Raw genomic sequence first — 20,086 nt, forward strand, 5'->3', positions numbered from 1 at the left:
CCGCTCCCAATGAATGATGAAAAACAAAAAATGACAGCCGGCCTACCCTACCGCCCGTCTGATGAAACCTTGCGTGCCGACCGTCTGCGCGCCCGGCAGTTGCTTCATCGCTATAACCATTCAGGCCCTGAGGAAAAAGCTGAACGCAAAGCCATTCTCAAAGATCTGCTTGGTAAAAGTGAAGATGCTTACATTGAACCCAGTTTCCGCTGTGACTATGGGTACAATATTTTCCTCGGTAAGTCGTTTTACGCTAATTTTGATTGCGTGATGCTCGATGTCTGCCCTATTCACATCGGCGACAATTGCATGCTGGCACCTGGCGTGCATATTTACACGGCAACGCATCCGGTTGATGCCGCTGAACGCATAAGCGGCATTGAATATGGAAAGCCCGTCACCATTGGTCATAACGTCTGGATTGGCGGGCGAGCGGTGATTAATCCTGGCGTCACAATCGGGGATAACGCCGTGATTGCTTCCGGTGCGGTTGTGGTCAAAGATGTACCACCCAATGTGATCGTCGGCGGTAACCCGGCGCAGATCATCAAAACATTGCCCCCCGCCGCGCGGTAACTGTTATCGTTTTTTGTGCTGAAACTGTTACTTTTTTCATACATGGTGGCAACTTAAAATAGGCTGTCCACCTGCAAAACAGTATCAACAAAGGCGTAAGATGACAGAGATACAGCGGCTGCTCACCGAAACGATTGAAGAGATAAATCAGCGCGAGAAACGGGATAACCGGCCGCGCTTCAGTATCAGTTTTATCCGCAAACATCCTGGCTTGTTTATCGGCATGTATCTGGCCTGGCTGGCTACGCTCGCCGTGATGCTGCAGTCCGAAACCCTCTCCGGTTCGGTATGGTTGCTGGTTGTGCTGTTCATCGTGCTAAACGGCTTTTTCTTTTTCGATGTATATCCGCGCTACAACTACGACGATATCGATGTTCTCGATTTTCGCGTCTGTTATAACGGCGAGTGGTACAACACCCGTTTTGTACCTGATGGTTTGATTGAGGCCATTCTTCACTCGCCGAGTGTAGACGAGGAACACAAAGCGCAGCTACGGAAAATGGTTGAGCGTAAAGGCGAACTCTCTTTTTACGATGTTTTCACTCTTACCCGCCCTGCTGGCGCACAATCAGCCGGTTAAGTGCACTTACCGCCGCCGGAAACCGCGCGGCGGAGGTATTACCGTAACCCAATACCAGCCCACTTGATGCCGCGTTTTGCTTAAGCCAGAAACGGCTTAATGCATGCGGCGCAAGCTGGAGTTGATGCGCTTCGCGAACAAGAGCCTGATCGTCAATCCCCGGAATCGACAACGCTAAATGCAGCCCACCGCCGCCACCATATACATGATGATCAACCCGCATTTCGCTGTGTAACGCCTCCAGCAAATGTGCCTGCCGCTTGCGGTAAAGACGCCGCATCGCCGCCAGATGGCGCGTGTAATGTCCCTCTTCAATAAAACGCGCCAGCGTTAGTTGCTCTGCCCGGTGGCCCCCGCGTAATAAACTACCAATAACCGGCGCAGCAACCTGCGCCAGGGCGGGCGGCATGACCATAAAGCCAATACGCAGCGATGGAAACAGCGTCTTGCTGAATGTCCCGATATAGACCACCGGCGGATGAACCACCATGCCAAGCATCGCGGGAATAGGCTCGCCCGGATAACGGAACTCGCTGTCATAATCGTCCTCGATAATCCAGCTCCCCGCACGACGGGCATAATCCAGCAACGCCAGTCGCCGGGTTGCACTCATCACCTGGCCTAAGGGATATTGATGCGACGGCGAGGTGTAAATAATGCGCGGCGTAGTTGCCTTCACATCCAGCCGCATACCTTCGTTATCGACACCGATTCCCGTGACATTTAACCCCGCCGATAAAAACGCGGTTTTTGCACCGCCATAACCAGGCTCTTCCACCCACGCTTCATCACCGGCATCGCACAACAAACGCACACACAACATCAGTGCTTCCTGCGCACCTTCAGTGATCACAATCTGTTCGGCGTCACAATGAATACCGCGGGAAATCGCCAGATGGCGCGCAATCGCCGCGCGCAGACGCAGTTCACCGGCAGACGCGCCATAATTCAGCAACGTGTTGCCCTCGTCGCGCCATACTCGCTCCGTCAGACGCCGCCAGATAGCCAGCGGAAAATAGTTGGCGGCGGGAATGCCGGGAGTGAATGCCAGCGCGGGTGAATTACGCTGAACACCGCCGGGTAGCTGTTGTACGCCGCGCGCCAGCCTGACCGGTGGCGGCGTCTGCGGTGAACGTTCAACACTTGTCAGTGTAGCGACACGCGTTCCTTGCCGGTCACGCAATACATATCCTTCCACCGCCAGCTGCTCAAGCGCCGTGTTAACGGTATTGCGCGAAAGCACCAACGCCTGCGCCAGTACGCGCGAACCCGGCAACAGGCTGCCCGATTTTAACCTGCCATTACGTATCGCATCACGCAGCGCCAGATAAAGCGTCCGCTGCCGCGTCACTCCCACGCGCGCCGCCAGCGGCTGGCGCAGTAGCGCATATAACTCATCGTCCGGAATGTTCATTACACGCTCTCAATCGTGGCCCCATAAGACTATAGCGGTATGGATCTTTTTATGGAACCAGTACCACGTTACGCTGGCGGCATATCAAAAGGAGCCACAAATGAACGCATTCAACGTGTATCAACAGCCGATCGGTGCAGCGCTGCCGGGCTGGCAGCCGCGACCTTTCCCCGAGCGCGTAGTGCTGAAAGGCGATTATTGTCGTCTCGAACCCTTGCAACCAGGACACGCCGCCGCGCTGTTTCAGGCGCATCAACGTGCAGGCGACAACCGTAGCTGGACATGGTTGTTGCGCGAACCCGAGCAGGATGAAGCCGCATTTAGCGCGTGGGTCACCAGCGTATGCGACCTTCGCGATCCGCTGCATTTTGCCGTTATCGATAAGCCAACCGGTTTGCCGGTTGGCAGCTTATCGTTGATGCGCATTGATGAAAAAAACGGCGTGGTGGAAGTGGGCAGCGTGCATTTTTCGCCCCTGCTAAGCCGTACCCCGGCATCGACAGAAGCCCAATGGTTACTGATGCGCTACGTTTTCGACACGCTTGGCTATCGCCGCTATGAGTGGAAATGCAACAGTCTGAATGAACCTTCACGCCAGGCCGCGCTGCGCTTAGGTTTTCAGTTTGAAGGCCGCTTTCGTCAGGCACTGGTGAGTAAAGGCCATAACCGCGACACAGACTGGTTTTCAATTATTGATAGTGAATGGCCTGCCGTGGATAGCGCGCTGCAACGCTGGCTTGCCGCCGATAATTTCACGGCTGACGGCAAGCAGCGTTATTCCCTGGCATCGCTTCGCGCTTAGCGTCTTTTCTTTTTACCCTGCACGGCTTTGAAGCGCGGGTTAGATTTGCAAATCACATACAAACGCCCCTTGCGCTTAACGATTTGGCAGTCAGGGTGGCGTTGCTTCGCGCTACGTAGTGAATTCAGCACCTGCATCATTTACTCCTTTTTATCGGCAAAAAAGCGGCCATAACGCTGCTGGAAACGCGCCGCGCTGCCTTCGTTAGCAATCACTTTCTGTTTACCGGTGTAATACGGGTGCGAAGCGGAAGAGACGTCAATCGTGACGTACGGATACGTCACGCCTTCCAGTTCAATTTCGCGGTCCGTTTTAATGGTCGAACCCACTTTGAAATACTCATTGGCGCTGGTGTCGTGAAACACAACGGTACGGTAATGGGGGTGGATATCAGGTCTCATTATTCGCTCTTTTGTTTTGTTATAACATAACAAAAGTCTATCGAACTTATTTGCCCATTTCAAGCATTCCGCGTTATGCGTTTTTTGCAAAAGCACATGATCCTGCTCGGTCATAAATTAGAAAAGAACGTTATTGGTTGAAGTGTTTGTCATAAGGCAAGCTGTGACGACACCCAAAATGTGAGGAAAAGAAAATGCGCTGTTGTTGCCGCCGAACCCTGAGCCAGAACCGACATCTTTTTAACGTCCCCGGAGACCACAATGACCGCGACAACACTGCCTATTCTCGATCTCGCCCGCTATACGCAACGCGCTGAGCGCGACACCTTTCTTGCCGACCTGCGCCATGCCGCGCGCGATATCGGCTTCTTTTACCTTATTAACCACGGCGTCGATGACGCGCTACAGCAGGCTGTCCAGCACGAAGCCCGGCAATTTTTCGCGCTTTCTGATGCGCAAAAACAGCAAGTGGCGATGATCCACTCTCCGCATTTTCGCGGCTACAACCGCGCAGCATCAGAAATCACCCGCGGGCAGCCTGACTGGCGCGAACAGTTTGATATTGGCGCGGAACGCCCGGCTTTGCAGCTCAGTGAAAATGACCCGCGCTGGCGACGGTTACAAGGCCCAAACTTGTGGCCAACGGCGCAGCCGACGCTAAAACCCGCCCTGCTTAACTGGCAACAGGCAATGACCAACATGGCGATCACCTTGCTGCGCGCCTTTGCCGAAGCACTGCACCTGCCAGCCAACGCCTTTGATGCGTTGTATGGCAGCAAGCCCAACGAACACATCAAACTGATCCGCTATCCAGGCCAGCAAAACACGCAGAGCTCACAGGGCGTCGGCGCTCATAAAGATTCGGGTTTCCTCAGTTTCCTGCTGCAGGACGAGCAAAAAGGGTTGCAGGTCGAAATCGAACCCGGCCGCTGGATCGATGCGTTACCGCTGCCAGGCAGCTTTGTGGTCAATATTGGCGAGTTGCTAGAGCTGGCGACAAACGGTTATCTGCGCGCCACCGTGCATCGCGTGGTATCGCCCCCGGCCGGCCAGCAGCGCCTCTCTATCGCCTTCTTCCTCGGCGCGCAACTGGATGCCGTCGTCCCGCTTTACACACTGCCACCTGAGCTGGCACAGGAAGCGCGCGGGCCAGAGAGCGCCCCACAAAATCCGCTACTGCGCGACGTGGGATGGAACTACCTGAAAGGGCGTCTGCGCTCCCACCCGGATGTGGCGGAACGCTATTACCGCGATGTGCTGCGCGAACGCACAGAACAACTGATCGTCTAATAACAACACAGGAACACACATCATGAAACATGCCGCATTCACTCTGGCAGGGGTTGCACTGTCTCTTTCACTGGCCTGGTCTTCCGCCCAGGCTGCCGCTCTGCGCGTTGCTGCCGACCCGGTACCACACGCAGAAATTCTCAACTACATCAAAAAGATCGACCCAAAACTGGATCTGCAAGTTGTCGAGCTAACCAGTGGTGCTAACGCCAACGAACTGCTGGCGAACGGCGACGTCGATGCGAACTATTTCCAGCATGTTCCTTACCTGAAGGATCAGGAAAAAGCGCTGGGCAAAACCTTTGCGGTTGCCGCGACGGTACATATCGAACCTCTGGGTATTTACTCGCACAAATATAAAGATTTCAAATCGCTGCCCAATAACGCCACCGTAGCCGTACCGAACAACGCCACCAACCTGAGTCGCGCGCTGTTTCTGCTGCAAGCGCAGGGATTAATAAAACTCAACAGTAAGTTCACCGACCCGGCAACTACGCTGGCAACACCGAAAGATATTGCCGAAAACCCAAAACACCTGAAGATCCTTGAGATCGAATCGCCGCAGATCCCACGCTCGCTGGATGATGTCGATATGGCGGTAATAAACGGTAACTACGCGCTGGAAGCCGGGTTAACCCCGGCGAAAGATGCGCTCGGCCTGGAGAGCGCGAACCACAACCCGTATGCCAATATTCTGGTTACCAACCCGCAGTTGGCTAACGATCCGCGCATCAAAGAGCTGGCGAAAGATCTCACCTCGCCGCAGGTGGCGGAGTTTATCCGTAAGCAATATAACGGCTCGGTAATTCCGGTCGCACCGCAGTCATGATAGAGATTGAAGGGCTGAGCAAAACCTATGCCGGAACAGGCCGACCGGCGCTGAAAGAGGTCTCGCTGAGCGTACCGAAGGGGGCGATCTACGGCATCCTTGGGCGCAGTGGCGCGGGCAAAAGCACGTTGATTCGCTGCCTTAACTTGCTGGAGCGGCCCACGGCGGGCCGCATTATTATCAACGGCAACGACATCACGCAGTTAGACAAAGCGGCATTACGCGAGCATCGCCTGCGCACCGGCATGATTTTCCAGCACTTCAATTTACTGCATGCGCGCACAGTGGCCGACAATATTGCCGTGCCGCTGGAAATTGCCGGTGTCGCAAAAGCGCAGCGCCAGGCGCGCGTCGAAGAGCTGCTCTGGCTGGTCGGCTTGAGTGAAAAAGCCGATGCCTTTCCCTCGCAGCTTTCCGGTGGGCAAAAACAGCGCGTCGGTATCGCCCGCGCGCTGGCGACAAGGCCAGACGTGCTGCTGTGCGATGAAGCCACCAGCGCGTTAGATCCCCAAACCACCGCGTCTGTGCTTGAGCTGCTGGCAGATATCAACCAGAAACTGAAGCTCACCATAGTGCTGATCACCCACGAGCTGGAAGTGGTGAAAACCCTGTGCGATCACGCCGCGCTGCTGGAAAATGGCGAGCTTATCGAGAGCGGAAAAATCGCCGATTTGCTGGTCGCGCCGTGGTCAAAACTGCGCCAGGCGCTACTGCACGATCCAAAAGCCGAACAGGCGTTTTTGGCCCGCCATGGTTTTAACGGGAGGCCGTTATGCGTGGTCGCATGAGCTGGGACGATCTCTGGCCGCTGCTGCTTAACGGCACGCTGGAGACGATTTATATGGTTGGGCTGGCGGCATTTTTCACCGTACTGATCGGTTTGCCCGTCGGCGTGCTGTTATTTGTCTCCCGCGGTAACGGGCTGGCACCAATGCCAAAACTGAATGCCTTGCTGGGTGCGGTGATTAACTTTGGCCGCTCACTGCCTTTTATTGTGCTGCTGATTGCGCTCATCCCTTTTACCCGCGCGCTGATTGGTACCACGCTTGGCAGCACGGCGGCCGTGGTGCCGGTGACTATCGGCGCATTTCCCTTCTTCGCACGGTTAACGGAAAACGCGCTCGATGAAGTGGATTACGGGCGTATTGAAGCCATTCTTTCGATGGGCGGTAATCTGTGGCATGTGATTGCCAAAGCGCTGCTGCCGGAGGCGTTACCCACCCTGCTGGCGAGTATCACGCTTACTATCGTTATGCTGATAGGTTTCTCGTCGATGGCTGGCGTAATTGGCGGCGGCGGTCTTGGCGATTTGGCGATTCGATACGGCTATCAGCGGTTCAACGATCAGGTCATGGTCGGCACAGTGGTGATTCTGGTGGCGCTGGTGCAAGGGGTACAAATGGCGGGCGACAGGCTGGTGCGCCGCCTGGCGCACCGACGATAAGGTTACTCTTGCGCCTCTTTACCCACGAGCAAGGTGGTCAGCACAAACGACAGGACAAGCGCGATGATCACACCTGAAACCGCAAAGACAAAGTACGGGCCAATATAGGCCGGTAGGCTGAAAATGCTCGACAAAATATAGCCATACAGCCGCACGCCGAAGAAGGCGATGAACGCAGAGGCCAGCGAGCTTGCGACGGTGGCGGCGATAAAGGCTTTTTTGTAGCGCGTCAGTACGCCAAACAGCGCCGGTTCCGTGATCCCCAGCAGCGCGGAGATAGCCGCCGACAGCGTAACGGTTTTGTCCTGGCGGTTTTTACTCAACCGCCAGATAGCAAACGTCGCCCCGGCAATCGCCATGTTTGCCATAAACATCATCGGCATTAGCATGTCGTAGCCGCGCTCGCTAAAGTTCTGTAAGGCAATCGGCGTCATCGCGTGATGCATCCCGGTGAGGATCGCCACCGGGCGAATCGCGCCGACAATCAGCCCGGCAAAACTCGCCGACACGCCAAACAGCCCTTCAATAAACCACGCCAGCGCTTTGCCCAGGTAAATACCAATCGGGCCAATCACCACCAGCGCCGCCAGCGCGCCGAGAAACAGCGTCAATGTTGGGGTAAAAACGGTTTTCAACACATCAGGCATGATGCTATCGACCCAGCGATGAATGTAACTTAACGCGAGGATCGAGAAGATAACCGGGATGACGCTGGCCGAGTAGTTAAACACCGACACTGGCAGCGCATTAAGCAACCAGAACGCGCTGACCGCGCCATCCTGATGTGTTGCCAGCGCTTTTGCCGCCTCAATCAGCGACGGATACATCAGGCAAGCGGCAATCGCCGCTGCGAGATATTCATTGGTCTTGAATATTTTTGCCGCCGAAACCGCAAGGAAAAACGGCAGGAAATAGAAAACACCGCTGGCGATAAGATCGATAACCATCACCGTATCGCTTTTCGCCGATACCACTTTTAGCGCAATCAACCCGGCCAGCAGACCTTTAATCATCCCGGCACCAGCAATGGCGGGCACAATCGGCCCAAACACGCCAGATACCGTATCCATAAACATCGACACTAGGCTTTTGCGCGCTTTCCCCTGCCCTGCCGCATGTTGTGGTGCCTTACCCAGCATGGCCAGTAGTTGCTCGTACCAGCTATTCACTTTTGGACCAATCACAATCTGGAACTGGTCACTTTGCAGCTGTGCGCCCAGCACGCCCGGCAGTTTTTTAATTTCGTTCTGATCCACTTTGTCATCATCGATCAGATCAAAACGTAAGCGTGTCATGCAGTGCCAGACGTTGTTGATATTATCCCGTCCGCCCACCAGGCGAATAATATTGCCGATGGCTTCTTGCGTCCCCATAAAAACTCCTGCCGGATGTGTTGTCGTTTTACTCATTGCCTCAAATGGTAGAGAAAGCCAAATTTTAAAACAAACCAATAAAATATGAATCGCATCACAATTACCAATCAACAAGCCATAAAAACGCAACAAACCTTAAATTGGTTTGGTTTTTAATTAAAAAAGGAAGCAATAACTGACCAAAAAATTTATTCCACAAAACAGTTTACCTTTCGCCAAAATTAAGGTGAAGATAATAGCCCTCACTTGCTTATCTCACGTTGTAAAGGAGTTCCCGTGACGCCCACGCTTATCCAGAATATCGAATGTTTTATCACCCGGCCCGACCGCCACAACCTGGTGGTAGTGCGGGTGACAACCGATAAAGGCATCTCGGGGCACGGCTGTGCCACTTTCCAGCAACGCCCACTGGCGGTGAAAACGCTGGTCGATGAATATCTGAAACCCTTGCTGATAGGCCGTGATGCCAACAACATTGAAGATCTCTGGCAAATGATGAACGTTAACGCCTACTGGCGTAACGGCCCGATCATGAACAACGCCATCTCCGGCGTTGATATGGCGCTGTGGGATATCAAAGGTCAGTTGGCGGGCATGCCGCTGTACCAGTTGCTCGGCGGGAAATCACGGGATGCTATCGCCGCCTACAGCCATGCCAGTGGCGAAACGCTGGAAGAATTATTCACCGCCGTCGACAAGCTGGCGGCTCAGGGCTATCGCCACATTCGCTGCCAGCTCGGTTTTTACGGCGGCACGCCCGCGCAACTGCATACGCCGGAAAATCCCACGACCGGCGCCTATTTTGATCAGCAGGAGTACATGGCCAACACCGTGGCGATGTTTAAAGCGTTGCGGGAAAAATATGGTTATCGCTTGCAGATCCTGCACGATGTTCACGAGCGCTTATTCCCGCAACAAGCGGTGCAGTTAGCAAAGCAGCTTGAGCCGTATCAGCCTTATTTTATTGAAGATATTCTGCCGCCAGCGCAAAGCGCATGGCTGGAACAAGTGCGCCAGCACAGCAGTGCGCCGCTGGCGATGGGAGAGTTGTTTAACAACCCGGCAGAGTGGCACGAGTTGATTGTCAATCGCCGCATCGATTTCATCCGCTGCCACATTTCGCAGATTGGCGGCATCACACCGGCATTAAAACTGGCGATTCTGTGCCAGGCATTCGGCGTACGGCTGGCCTGGCACGGGCCGGGAGATATGACGCCCATTGGTGTGGCGGTGAATACGCATTTGAATATTCACCTGCATAATGCGGCGATCCAGGAGTATATCCCCCGCTCCGCCAGCACAGACGCGGTGTTTCCTGGCGCGCCGGAAGTCAAAGATGGCTTCGTCTATGCGCCGGAAAAACCGGGCATTGGCGTCAGTTTCGACGAGCAGCAAGCGCTGGCGCACCCTGGCATCTATCGCCCGCATGAGTGGACGCAAAGCCGCCTTGCCGATGGCGCCATCCACACGCCGTAACGTCAGCCACCACCCTGGCGGAAGGTGAGGTTTTCGCGGTTATGCGGAATGACATACGTACAGGTGTAGTTGATATCAATAATGTCGCTGATCTCATACACCTGCCCGCCTTCCAGGATACCGCGGTTACTAATATGCATTGCCGGGCTGCCCTTTTTACAGCCCAACAGCACCGCCTGTTCGCGGCTCACGCTCACCGCCCGGTAGGTGGTCAGGAGATGTGAGATCCGGTAGCCTTTGCCCAGCACATACTGCTGGATCGAACGTTCAATGACCTGCTGGTTGAGATCGGCAAACCCTTCCACCGGCATGCGGGAAATCTCAATCTGTACCGCTTGTTCGTCGACAAACCGCAGGCGGCAAAATTGCCAGATAAAGCTCTCTTCGTTCAGGCCAAAGATTTGCTGTTCATCGCGGTCCGGGCGCTTTTTATGCAGGCTAATCATGCGAAAACGAATCTGATCAAAACGCTTTTCGGTGATGGAGTTGTAAACCAGCGGATTGCTGCGCGCCTGCTCGTTAATCCAGATGCCGGAACCCTGCACAATATTCACCACACCAATACTCGCGAGTTTTTCCAGCGCCTGTCGGATAGTAAAGCGCGAGACGCCATACTCCTGAGCCAGTTGGCGTTCAGGCGGGAGTTTGCGCGGACCAGGCGCGCTGATTTGATAAATTTTGCTTAGCAAATCCTGGGTCACAAACTCTTTTTTCTTCATCCTTTCTTTCCTGAAAGAAAACAATCGCTGCCGCGTGTTATAACATCAGCGGCTAAAAGATACTCCTCGTTTATCAGTATCAAAGAAGGATTTTTGATCATGACCAACCGACGACTGATGAGTCTTGCGACAGTTGCTCTGGTGCTCGCCATTTTCCTGCCGGTGAGCCTGAGTATCTGGATGAGTCACCGCCAGGCTGAAGAAAACTTTATGAATGATCTGGACGCGTACTCTACGCTGGCAGAAATGCGTACCCAACGCGTCATCAACCAGAGTAAAGCCGCGCTTCGTGAGCTGGATGCCTACGATGGCGCGCCCTGTACGCCAGAACATTTGTTGACGATGCGGCGTATTTCTTATTCATGGCGCTATGTGCGCGAAGTTCTTTATATGAACGGGCTGCAACCGATCTGCTCATCACTACAAGCCGACAGCCATATTCCGCCTTTTCCCGAGCCCGGGAAGATCACCACCGATGGCTTTCGCGCCTGGCTGACTCGCCACAACGATCTGGGTTTGGCGAAATATATGGTCGCAATCGGCAGTGCGCACTATGTGGTGATGGTCGATCCGACGTCGTTTATTGATATTTTGTCGCATGGCACCGCCCCCGTTTATATCGCGCTTATCAATACCAAAACGCACCAGCGCATTGCCGGAAGCCCCCGGCTGACTGCGGCCAGGCTGGCACAAATAAACCAGCAGGGTCCAACGCGCATCATTACCAATGGCGAGGTCTACCGGATCGAGCGCGATGCGGACATGGGGCTGGCAATTGTTACCTGGATGGCGATTGCGCCGCTGGAAAAAAACTGGCATCGGTTACTGATGATTTGGTTGCCACTCGGCTTGCTGGTAAGCCTGCTGCTCGCTTTTGTCATGTTAAGGCTGCTGCGCCGTTTGCATTCACCGCGCGCGCAGTTGCAGGACGCCATTCACGGACGCGAAATTACCGTTTTTTTTCAACCGATTGTTGAGCTCGATAACGGCAAGATAGTCGGCGCGGAGGCGCTGGCACGCTGGCGGCAGAAAGATGGCAGTTACCTTGCGCCAGATATTTTTATTCCGCTGGCGGTGCACAGCGGCCTGATGCCGCAGCTGACCAAACTGGTGGTCGAAACCGTATTTTCCACCCTCGGATCCTGGCTGCACCAACACCCGGATCAACATATTTCGATTAACCTTGAGCCGGCGGATCTGCTTGATCCCACACTGCCGGATCTGCTGGCGCGTCTCATCGCCCAGTGGCAGCTCTCGCCAACACAAATCGCCCTTGAACTCACCGAACGCGGTTTCGCCGATCCGGCGGTGAGCGGCCCGGCAATCAGTGCGCTGCGCGCCGCCGGACACGAAATTTACATTGATGACTTTGGCACCGGCTATTGCAGCCTGAGCTATCTGCAAAATCTGGATGTCGACATCATCAAAATCGACAAATCGTTTGTCGATGCGCTGGAGTACAAAGCCGTAACGCCGCACATCATCGATATGGCGAAAGCGCTCAGGCTGGCGATGGTGGCAGAAGGCATTGAAACCGAAGGCCAGCTTCAGTGGCTAAAGAAGTATGGCGTGGAGTACGGCCAGGGCTGGCTCTACAGCAAAGCGCTGCCGCCTGACGCGTTTATTCAGTGGGCGGAAAACAACCTGCGCGCCGCCTAGTTTTGCTACTGTTAAAAGTGGTTTAACACGCGGAGGAAGCATGATGAAAAAGCAATCCTGGCCGCTGCATGATGTCCGGCACTGGCTGGAACCCGGCCCGGTGGTACTGCTCAGCAGCCACTGGCAAGGGCAAAACAATATTATGACCCTGGGCTGGCACACGATTCTGGAGTTTACGCCGTCGCTGGTGGGCTGCATGATTTCAGCGGGAAACGCCAGTTTTGCGCGTATTCGCCAGAGCGGTGAATGTGTGATTAATCTGCCGGAAGCCAGCATGATTGATACCGTTTCACGCATCGGTAACTGCACCGGCGATGACGTCGACAAGTTCGCGAAATTTGGCCTGACGGCAGAAAAAAGCGACAAGGTCAGCGCACCGTCGATAAAAGAGTGTTTCGGGCAGTTCGAGTGCCGGCTCTACGATGACGCGATGGTGGATAACTACAACTTCTTTATTTTTGAAGTGGTTGCCGCACGGGTTAACCCCCAGCCGGAGTGGCCGCAAACCCTGCATTATGTCGGTGGGGGAGTATTCCGTACTGATGGCGACGTGCTGGAGCGCAAGGCGCTGTTTACCAAAGTTTCCTGAGCGGCCACTTATTCGTCAAGAATGGGAACGAAGCCCCCGTAAATCAAACGCTTGCCGTCAAAGGGCATCTCGTTGCCCAGCTCGCGCATCCGCGGGTCAGCCATGATTTTCTGATTCGCGGCGTCGCGTATCTCTTTTGATGGATATTCAATCCAGCTGAAGACGACCTCTTCGTTGTCTTCAGCTTTCACGGCCATGCGAAAGTCTGTGAAATTACCGTCGGGAACATCGTCCGCCCAGCATTCGACAATCCGCGTGGCGCCATACGCTTTAAACAACGCGACAGATTTTGCTGCCAACTGGCGGTAGGCCTCTTTTTGATCGGCCGGCACGGCAACCACAAAACCATCAACATACTTCATGAGTTGATCTCCGAAGTGGCCGTGCGGCAGGACACCCCCGCCGCATCAGGCCCTATAAGTTTAGTCTTGCCGCCAGCAAAAGGCGTAACGCACCTTGTCCGTGTTGAGAATAAACTCTGCCGACACGCTTGGGCTCCAGGAGTCATCGCCGCCGACTCCCATATGGAACGCATCAACATGCAGCCAGCAACCAGCCTCTTCACGCAGCAGATGATGATGTGTGGTTTCGCGCAGTTGCTTATCGCTGTAGCGCCCCAGCGAGAAGTGGAAATCGCCGTCCAGCCGATGCGCGCCATAGCGCAACATGCGCGTATCGCAACGCAGGCCATTCTCGCCGGGGAAAATATAGGGCGTATGCAGCGCAGCAAGCGGCAATGTCCACAAACCCTGGCGCGCCGCCAGTTTACGGTCGGGGTAGTTTTCATGCGGCCCTAACCCTAACCAGCTTGCCTGCGAATGGAGTTCTGCGAGCTGGCAAACCAGACCGACACGCGCCGGTGGCGGAATATCGGTTGCCACCTGTACCTCCACGTCACCGTGCAATACACCGTGGCTATCAATGCGCCAGCGCTTATAGCTGATAAACACCGTTTTTCCCGCGCCCACCCAGCAATGTCCCGTATGAATAACAACGTCTGCTGCCCCCTCTTCCGCCTCGCAATAGAGCAACTGCGCGTGCAGGTCATACATGCCAGCCGCTTTCCAGCGCTCTACCCAGGCGTTGGGATCAATGCGCGTCACTTCGCTGATGCCGATATCGTTGTCCAGCGGCGCGCGGGCAAAGCAGTCCGTGAGCGGCGTTAACAGCGTCGGTTGCTCATCGCGCCACCACTGCACCAGGTTGCCGCTTTGGCGACTGAACTGCCAGCGCTGATGACCAGCGCTGACTGTGTAATCCAGCTCGCTCGTCTGCAACGCCGGACGCGCACCTCTTGCCACGCGCGGCGCGCTATACAGCGGGGCAGGTAAACGCCACTGATCCCACGCGCAAAGGTGTTCCGCCGCCGACCAGTGCGTTGCCGCCCGCTGGTAAACCTCGACATTCAGCCATACATCTCCCGGGGCCGCATGCAGTTCAGGGAGCGTGAGCGCAATTTTCTGTTTTCCTTGCGGCGCGATATCGAGTGCCGTTTCTCCCTGTGCCAGAACCTCGCCATCACGCTCCACGCGCCAGCGCAGGGACTCGTTATCGGCAGCGCGGAACAGGTATTCGCTCTCAACCTCAATAACCAGCGGCTGGGTACTCAGCAGGCTGAACTGGAAAAATTGCTGGGCGCGCTGCGCTTCATACAGCGCCGGATGCGGTGTTCTGTCCGGGAAAACCAGCCCATTCATACAGAACTGTCGATCATTTGGCGTATCGCCAAAGTCACCGCCATACGCCCAGAACGGTTGTCCGTTCTCGTCCTTTTTCGTTAGCGCCTGGTCGACCCAGTCCCAGACAAAACCGCCCTGCAAGCGCGGCGCGGCGCGAAAGGCCTGCCAGTATTTGGCAAAGCCGCCGAAGCTGTTGCCCATCGCGTGGGCGTATTCACATAAAATCAGCGGGCGGTTTTCATCCGGCAAACCGATCCACTTTTTGATTGACCACTTCGGCACCGCCGGAAATGGCTGATCCTGGTCAACGCGCGCATACATTGGGCAAATAATATCGGTCGCGGCGGTGTTCGCCCCGCCACCTTCATACTGCACCGGGCGCGTCGGATCGGTGGTTTTCAGCCAGCGATAGAGCGCATCGTGGTTGGCACCATGCCCCGACTCATTTCCCAGCGACCAGATGATGATCGATGGATGGTTACGATCGCGTTGCACCATGCGGGTTACGCGTTCGCTCATCGCCGGAAGCCAGAGTGGATCGTCAGCGAGACGGCTCATCGGCACCATACCGTGGGTTTCGATATTGGCTTCATCCACCACATATAAACCGTACTCATCGCACAGCTGATACCACAACGGATGATTGGGATAGTGAGAGCAGCGCACCGCATTAAAGTTATGCTGTTTCATTAGCTCAATGTCGCGACGCATGGTGGCTTCATCTATCGCCTGCCCGTTTTCCGGGTGGTGCTCGTGGCGGTTAACGCCACGGATCAGCAACGGTTTTCCATTAAGTTTCAGCAAGCCGTTGCTGATTTCAACCTGGCGGAACCCGACATTACAGGCTTCCACTTCCAGTACATTTCCCCGTGCGTCGAGCAGTGTTAGCGTCAGGCGATAAAGGTGCGGCGTTTCGGCGTTCCACAACAATGGAGAAGCCACCGGCAACGTGACGCTCAGGCGCTCTGCCCAGCATCCGCGCTCATCAACCACTGCGCTACCCGGCGTTTGTTGCGCTTCGGCGATTTTTTCTTCCCCTCGCCATAACGCAAAAGCGACGCGGCAATCGGTAAAATCGCCTGCAAGCCGGGCATAAACCTGCAACTGCCCGTGAGTCAGTTCCGCATTTAACTGCGTAACGTGGTGAAAGTCGGCAATGTGCGTGACGGGCTTACGCTGTAGAGAAACGTCACGGAAAATGCCGCTCATCCGCCACATATCCTGATCTTCCAGGTAACTGCCATCGCACCAGCGCAGCACCATCACCGCCAGCCGGTTCTCTCCGACCTTCAGTGCCTGACTTAAATCAAACTCAGCAGGCAGGCGGCTGTCCTGTGAGTAGCCGATCCATTGCCCGTTACACCACAGATAAAAAGCCGAGTTCACCCCGTCAAAAACAATACGGGTTTGCCCGTGCACCAGCTCTGATTCGCTCACCTCGAATGTGAGCGAGTAACAACCGGTCGGATTTTGTTGTGGTACAAACGGAGGATTTACCGGGATCGGGTAAGTGACATTGGTATAAATCGGCGTATCGAAACCCTGCATTTGCCAGTTTGAAGGGACTGGCATTACCACCGCATCAGCGCAATCTTCCTCGATCCACCCTGCCGGCACCGCTTCTGGCGCAGCGAAAAAACTGAATTGCCATTGACCGTTGAGTAAGCGGCGTGCGGGCGATGGCGCGTTATCACGCGCAGAGACTTCATCGCGCCAGCTGCGCATCGGCGCATGCGCGGGTAAACGGTGCCAGTGCGTGAGGACCGGGTTCTCCCAGTCGCGGCGGGAGAGAAGCGAATTTAACGCGGAAGCAGACATAAAAACCTCATTTTGCGAAGCGCTCACAATTAACGGCACAATGACGCATTTTTCACCACAGGTAAAGCCGGTAGCAGGATCAAAGCGAAGGGGATCACAAAAGTGTTAACGGCGATCCAGCATCGCAATCTGCTGCGCCAGTTCGTTTAAGCGTCTGGCAAGGGTTTCACCGCTCAGTTTCTGTTGCCGGGCTGGCGCGGTGGAGTGACGTTCGATGAGCATCACCGGCAGCCGCGTTTGACCTGTGACATCGCCCTGAGCTGACGGGCTGAGTAGCCAGTCGACGCTTCGCTCCCCGGCCTCTTTAAATGCCTGACGGATAGTGGTGAGCGGTGGGGAAAACCAGGCGCTATCGGCGGTATCGTCATAACCCACCACCGAGATTTGCGCCGGCACATCAATTCCTTTCTCGACGCAGGCGCGAATAACGCCAAGCGCCATTTGATCATTTGCCACCAGCACCGCGTCGGGTAACTGGTTGCCCGCAAGCAAACTGTGCGCTTTTTCATAACCGGAAGCCGCGCTCCAGTCACCGTGCGCGCTGGCACAAGGCGTAAGCCCTGCCTGCTGGAGCGCCGTCAGCCAGCCAGCAAAGCGGGTGCGCGCGGAAACCGAAGTCTGCGGCCCGCCGAGTAACGCAATCTGACGATGCCCCTGCGCCAGCAGATGTTCTACGCCAAGCCGCGCGCCTTGCATGGCATCAAACACCAGGCTGTTCACCGCGGCCGTCTCGCCAACATCCAGGAACAACACAGGCGTGGGTGCCGCCTGCGCCGCGAGTTGCTGCGCCAGCGCATCATCAAGCGGCACGTTGATCAACACGCCTTCAACGCGCTGCGCCAGCAGTTCCTGTAAGGCAGCCGAGCAGCTGGCTGCATCGTGCTGCTCCAGCATAGAGATGATCACGCTGGCCGCGGCCTGACCAGCGCGGGATTTTACCGCCGACGCGATTTGCGATGGCGCATGCAAAGCCAGATCGGTCGTCAACAAACCGAGCGTTTTTGTGCGTTTACCTGCCAGTTGCTGAGCACCGCGATTGGGGATGTAATGCAGTTTCGCCATTGCAGCGAGCACTTTCTCGCGCGTCCTTGGCGAGACATGTGCCGCATCGTTAATCACGCGCGAAACGGTCTGGTAAGAGACGCCCGCATGGCTGGCGACATCATAAAGAGTGATGGTTTTCATAGCGCTTCCCGGCTGCAAACAGTTTTCCAGTATACCCGGTTTGCCGGTCAGCGCCTGTGAGCGCTTCGGAGAAAATACCAGACGGGGCTAAATACAGTTGAAGGATATTTTGCGGGAAAAGAAATAGCGACGAGCCACAAAAGGCTCGTCGGAAACATCATCCGTAATGTGCATTTGAGATGGTTACGTATTTTTATTATGAAACCACCATCACATTTTTTAATGCAATTAAAATGACAGTTTCATGACAAATACATTACTGCTGACGCGGGATCGGGAAGCCTTTTATCGAAATAATAAAGCTGTGCCCTTCTTTTTTAATTTTCGCTCCGGCGTCGCACCAGTCTGATGCGATGCGAAAAAACTCATCACTTCCGATATTCCAGTCCAGACGAACTTGTTTAACAAAACCTGAGCGCAGAAGCTCACAGGCTTCGCCATAGTTGCTGGCGGTTGATAGCAGTTGTTGGTTCATTTTTTCTTCTTCAGAAGTTTACGTAACGCTTTAATTTCTTTAGGAGTTAACGGAGTAGAACTCTCTTCTTCGGTATGCTGGTTATCAATGTCGTCTTCCGATACTCCCGCCTCTTCCGCAGCCTGAAAAGCCAGCAGCAACAGTTTTTCTGTCGCGGTACCGAGATTTTCACTATTTACTTCTGCGTAATGACGAAGTTTCTCTTTTAGCGCTTCATCAATTTTGACGTTTAATACAGCACTGGCCATGATTATCCCTTCTTGTGTGAATAAACATGCTAATTAATACACGAACTTATGGAACTGATCCAGAAATATATTTCAGAATTATAACAACTTAAAAAAACCCTAGATTAATCTGCCTAAGAATTATGACAAAAATATTAAATTAATATGTCATTTAAATGACAAATAAACCTGCGTAAATAAATATATCGACAATGAAATTTAAATAACCTGCCAGCCTCCTGCGGCTGACAGGTTTCAGCGGTGAAAATTATTCCATTCGTCGCGCGTTATCTCCCAAAGCTCGGTGTCCAGTTCTCCGGAGACGTATTGCCCTTTCTCGCAGCGAACCAGCCGCATTCCGCTACGTTCAGAAATCTTTTTCGAACGCGCATTCGCCACAGCTTTCGGTGCGCGCAGCACATCGCGATCGAGCACATTGAACCAGTAATCATTCACCGCATGGCAAGCTTCCGTCATATAGCCCTGCCCTTGCCACTCCGGTGCCAGCCAGAAACCCCGGTTATTATCTGGCGTATTCATTAAGCAAATAACCCCCATCAACTCTGTCGGGTCTGCTTTGCGACGCAGCGTCCAAAACCAGCCCTCCCCTGCGCGGTTTGCCGCCAGCGCAACATTATCTACATAATGCTGCGCGGCACCTTCCGGATAGGGCCAGGGCACACTGGCTATCAGGTAGCGCACGATTTCCCAGCGCGGGAAAATACGCTGAATTTGCGTGGCATCTTCCGATGCCAGCGGCTTGAGAAGAAGTCTTGCGGTTTCGAGCTCGGGTGTTGCCATTGACCATCACTCCTTTTCAACGCCAACGGATGTTGTTACACCAGAATCCCCTGGTCGTTTTATAAAGTAAACCGCCCGCTCAACACCAAAATTGAGGGGGTGAATGGCGCAGCGCATTGCAGTGAATACACATTTATAAGGCTGGCTCGCTTTGTGGCTCAGGCTTTCGCGTTGGTTTCTGACGAAACCACGGCAGGCAAAGCTGGATCAGCGGGCCAATCGCCAGTGCGTAAACCACCGTGCCCACGCCAACGGTTCCCCCCAGCAGCCAGCCGATAAACAGCACAGAAACTTCAATCGCCGTGCGGATAGTCCGCACCGACCAGCCGGTGCGCGCATGAATACCGGTCATTAACCCATCACGCGGCCCGGCACCAAACCCCGCGCCAATATACATTCCGGTCGCGATGGCATTCACTACCACGGCGCAAACCAGTAAGGTGCCGCGAGCCACCAGCGAATCCAGCACCGGCATCAGCGACAACGCAGCATCGGCGGCCAGACCTAATACAATCACATTACTGATCGTTCCTAATCCGGGCCGCTGGCGCAGCGGGATCCACAGTAGCAGCACCAGCGCACCGGTCACGATCATCACCGTACCAATATCCAGCGATAACAATTTCATTATGCCTAAATGAAAGACGTTCCATGGGTCCGCGCCCAGATCCGCGCGTACAAACATGGCGGTAGAAACGCCGTACAGAACCAGACCTGTATACAGTTGAATTAATCGACGCAGCATTATT

The 20,086-nt window shown here is 54.7% G+C and carries 22 protein-coding genes; 10 read left to right on the top strand and 12 right to left on the bottom strand.

The features are described 5' to 3' along the window. Positions 1-9 precede the first annotated feature (9 nt). Both maa and O3S68_RS11650 read left to right on the top strand, forming a co-directional pair. Positions 10-576 (top strand): maltose O-acetyltransferase, encoded by a 567-nt coding sequence (gene maa / locus O3S68_RS11645; RefSeq protein ID WP_020456806.1) that lies wholly within the window; start codon positions 10-12, stop codon positions 574-576. A 100-nt stretch (positions 577-676) separates the two neighbouring features. Further along, the gene (locus tag O3S68_RS11650; RefSeq protein WP_045509168.1) at positions 677-1,156 is read left to right on the top strand and encodes a YlaC family protein; all 480 of its coding nucleotides are present in this window, start codon (positions 677-679) and stop codon (positions 1,154-1,156) included. Here the strand turns inward: O3S68_RS11650 and pdxR are convergent. Beyond that, positions 1,122-2,570, bottom strand: a complete 1,449-nt coding sequence (gene pdxR, locus O3S68_RS11655) for a MocR-like pyridoxine biosynthesis transcription factor PdxR (RefSeq protein ID WP_269231557.1) — start codon at positions 2,568-2,570, stop codon at positions 1,122-1,124. The two genes, O3S68_RS11650 and pdxR, sit on opposite strands and share 35 nt — an antisense overlap. Before the next feature lie 100 nt (positions 2,571-2,670). Between pdxR and O3S68_RS11660 the strand changes: the two genes are divergently transcribed. Further along, on the top strand, positions 2,671-3,372 hold the full coding sequence (locus O3S68_RS11660; RefSeq protein WP_020456803.1) for a GNAT family N-acetyltransferase: 702 nt from the start codon (positions 2,671-2,673) through the stop codon (positions 3,370-3,372). On the opposite strand, the gene ykgO is transcribed toward O3S68_RS11660, so the two are convergent. Continuing rightward, on the bottom strand, positions 3,369-3,509 hold the full coding sequence (gene ykgO / locus O3S68_RS11665; RefSeq protein WP_025263710.1) for a type B 50S ribosomal protein L36: 141 nt from the start codon (positions 3,507-3,509) through the stop codon (positions 3,369-3,371). The genes O3S68_RS11660 and ykgO overlap by 4 nt on opposite strands. Positions 3,510-3,512: 3 nt before the next feature. Continuing rightward, the gene (locus tag O3S68_RS11670) at positions 3,513-3,773 is read right to left on the bottom strand and encodes a type B 50S ribosomal protein L31 (protein ID WP_017459984.1); all 261 of its coding nucleotides are present in this window, start codon (positions 3,771-3,773) and stop codon (positions 3,513-3,515) included. Positions 3,774-4,034: 261 nt separating this feature from the next. Here O3S68_RS11670 and O3S68_RS11675 point away from each other — a divergent pair, with 261 nt between their 5' ends. From O3S68_RS11675 to O3S68_RS11690, 4 genes are read left to right on the top strand one after another with little or no spacing between them, the layout of a single operon-like run. After that, the gene (locus O3S68_RS11675; protein WP_269231558.1) at positions 4,035-5,063 is read left to right on the top strand and encodes an isopenicillin N synthase family dioxygenase; all 1,029 of its coding nucleotides are present in this window, start codon (positions 4,035-4,037) and stop codon (positions 5,061-5,063) included. A 22-nt stretch (positions 5,064-5,085) separates the two neighbouring features. Further along, complete coding sequence (locus O3S68_RS11680; RefSeq protein WP_269231559.1) at positions 5,086-5,892, top strand: MetQ/NlpA family ABC transporter substrate-binding protein; 807 nt, start codon at positions 5,086-5,088, stop codon at positions 5,890-5,892. Continuing rightward, a complete protein-coding gene (locus O3S68_RS11685) occupies positions 5,889-6,680 on the top strand; it encodes a methionine ABC transporter ATP-binding protein (RefSeq protein WP_020456800.1) in 792 nt (263 codons plus the stop codon). Before O3S68_RS11680 ends, O3S68_RS11685 begins: the two co-directional genes overlap by 4 nt. Continuing rightward, complete coding sequence (locus tag O3S68_RS11690) at positions 6,677-7,336, top strand: methionine ABC transporter permease (protein WP_165501864.1); 660 nt, start codon at positions 6,677-6,679, stop codon at positions 7,334-7,336. The genes O3S68_RS11685 and O3S68_RS11690 overlap by 4 nt, the downstream gene beginning before the upstream one ends. A gap of 2 nt (positions 7,337-7,338) precedes the next feature. Here O3S68_RS11690 and O3S68_RS11695 read toward each other — a convergent pair whose 3' ends face one another. Beyond that, positions 7,339-8,709 carry a PTS transporter subunit EIIC gene (locus tag O3S68_RS11695; RefSeq protein ID WP_269231560.1) on the bottom strand — a complete coding sequence of 457 codons (1,371 nt, stop codon included), beginning with the start codon at positions 8,707-8,709 and terminating at the stop codon, positions 7,339-7,341. 276 nt (positions 8,710-8,985) lie between these two features. Between O3S68_RS11695 and O3S68_RS11700 the strand changes: the two genes are divergently transcribed. Next, a complete protein-coding gene (locus tag O3S68_RS11700) occupies positions 8,986-10,185 on the top strand; it encodes an enolase C-terminal domain-like protein (protein WP_269231561.1) in 1,200 nt (399 codons plus the stop codon). A gap of 2 nt (positions 10,186-10,187) precedes the next feature. On the opposite strand, the gene O3S68_RS11705 is transcribed toward O3S68_RS11700, so the two are convergent. Then, positions 10,188-10,904: a GntR family transcriptional regulator gene (locus O3S68_RS11705; protein ID WP_045509184.1), complete on the bottom strand. Its 717-nt coding sequence runs from the start codon at positions 10,902-10,904 to the stop codon at positions 10,188-10,190. A gap of 99 nt (positions 10,905-11,003) precedes the next feature. Between O3S68_RS11705 and O3S68_RS11710 the strand changes: the two genes are divergently transcribed. Together O3S68_RS11710 and O3S68_RS11715 are read left to right on the top strand one after the other, a co-directional pair. Beyond that, positions 11,004-12,563: an EAL domain-containing protein gene (locus tag O3S68_RS11710; RefSeq protein WP_269231562.1), complete on the top strand. Its 1,560-nt coding sequence runs from the start codon at positions 11,004-11,006 to the stop codon at positions 12,561-12,563. A 43-nt stretch (positions 12,564-12,606) separates the two neighbouring features. Next, positions 12,607-13,152 carry a flavin reductase family protein gene (locus tag O3S68_RS11715; RefSeq protein ID WP_097406268.1) on the top strand — a complete coding sequence of 182 codons (546 nt, stop codon included), beginning with the start codon at positions 12,607-12,609 and terminating at the stop codon, positions 13,150-13,152. A gap of 8 nt (positions 13,153-13,160) precedes the next feature. Here O3S68_RS11715 and O3S68_RS11720 read toward each other — a convergent pair whose 3' ends face one another. The 7 genes from O3S68_RS11720 to yczE form a co-directional block, all read right to left on the bottom strand. Beyond that, on the bottom strand, positions 13,161-13,514 hold the full coding sequence (locus O3S68_RS11720; RefSeq protein WP_020456793.1) for a DUF1428 domain-containing protein: 354 nt from the start codon (positions 13,512-13,514) through the stop codon (positions 13,161-13,163). Positions 13,515-13,574: 60 nt separating this feature from the next. After that, on the bottom strand, positions 13,575-16,649 hold the full coding sequence (locus O3S68_RS11725; protein WP_269231563.1) for a beta-galactosidase: 3,075 nt from the start codon (positions 16,647-16,649) through the stop codon (positions 13,575-13,577). A gap of 105 nt (positions 16,650-16,754) precedes the next feature. Next, entirely contained in the window at positions 16,755-17,834 is a 1,080-nt protein-coding gene (locus O3S68_RS11730) for a LacI family DNA-binding transcriptional regulator (protein ID WP_269231564.1), read from the bottom strand. Positions 17,835-18,090: 256 nt separating this feature from the next. After that, positions 18,091-18,309, bottom strand: coding sequence for a hypothetical protein (locus tag O3S68_RS11735; protein WP_020456790.1), 219 nt, complete (start codon positions 18,307-18,309; stop codon positions 18,091-18,093). After that, positions 18,306-18,557 carry a hypothetical protein gene (locus O3S68_RS11740; protein ID WP_017459970.1) on the bottom strand — a complete coding sequence of 84 codons (252 nt, stop codon included), beginning with the start codon at positions 18,555-18,557 and terminating at the stop codon, positions 18,306-18,308. The genes O3S68_RS11735 and O3S68_RS11740 overlap by 4 nt, the downstream gene beginning before the upstream one ends. 234 nt (positions 18,558-18,791) lie before the next feature. Then, positions 18,792-19,337, bottom strand: coding sequence for a GNAT family N-acetyltransferase (locus tag O3S68_RS11745; protein ID WP_045509194.1), 546 nt, complete (start codon positions 19,335-19,337; stop codon positions 18,792-18,794). A 133-nt stretch (positions 19,338-19,470) separates the two neighbouring features. Continuing rightward, the gene (yczE, locus tag O3S68_RS11750; RefSeq protein ID WP_020456788.1) at positions 19,471-20,082 is read right to left on the bottom strand and encodes a membrane protein YczE; all 612 of its coding nucleotides are present in this window, start codon (positions 20,080-20,082) and stop codon (positions 19,471-19,473) included. Between the last annotated feature and the right edge of the window lie 4 nt (positions 20,083-20,086).

This window comes from Kosakonia sp. SOY2 (genome assembly GCF_027109175.1).
Lineage (GTDB): Bacteria > Pseudomonadota > Gammaproteobacteria > Enterobacterales > Enterobacteriaceae > Kosakonia.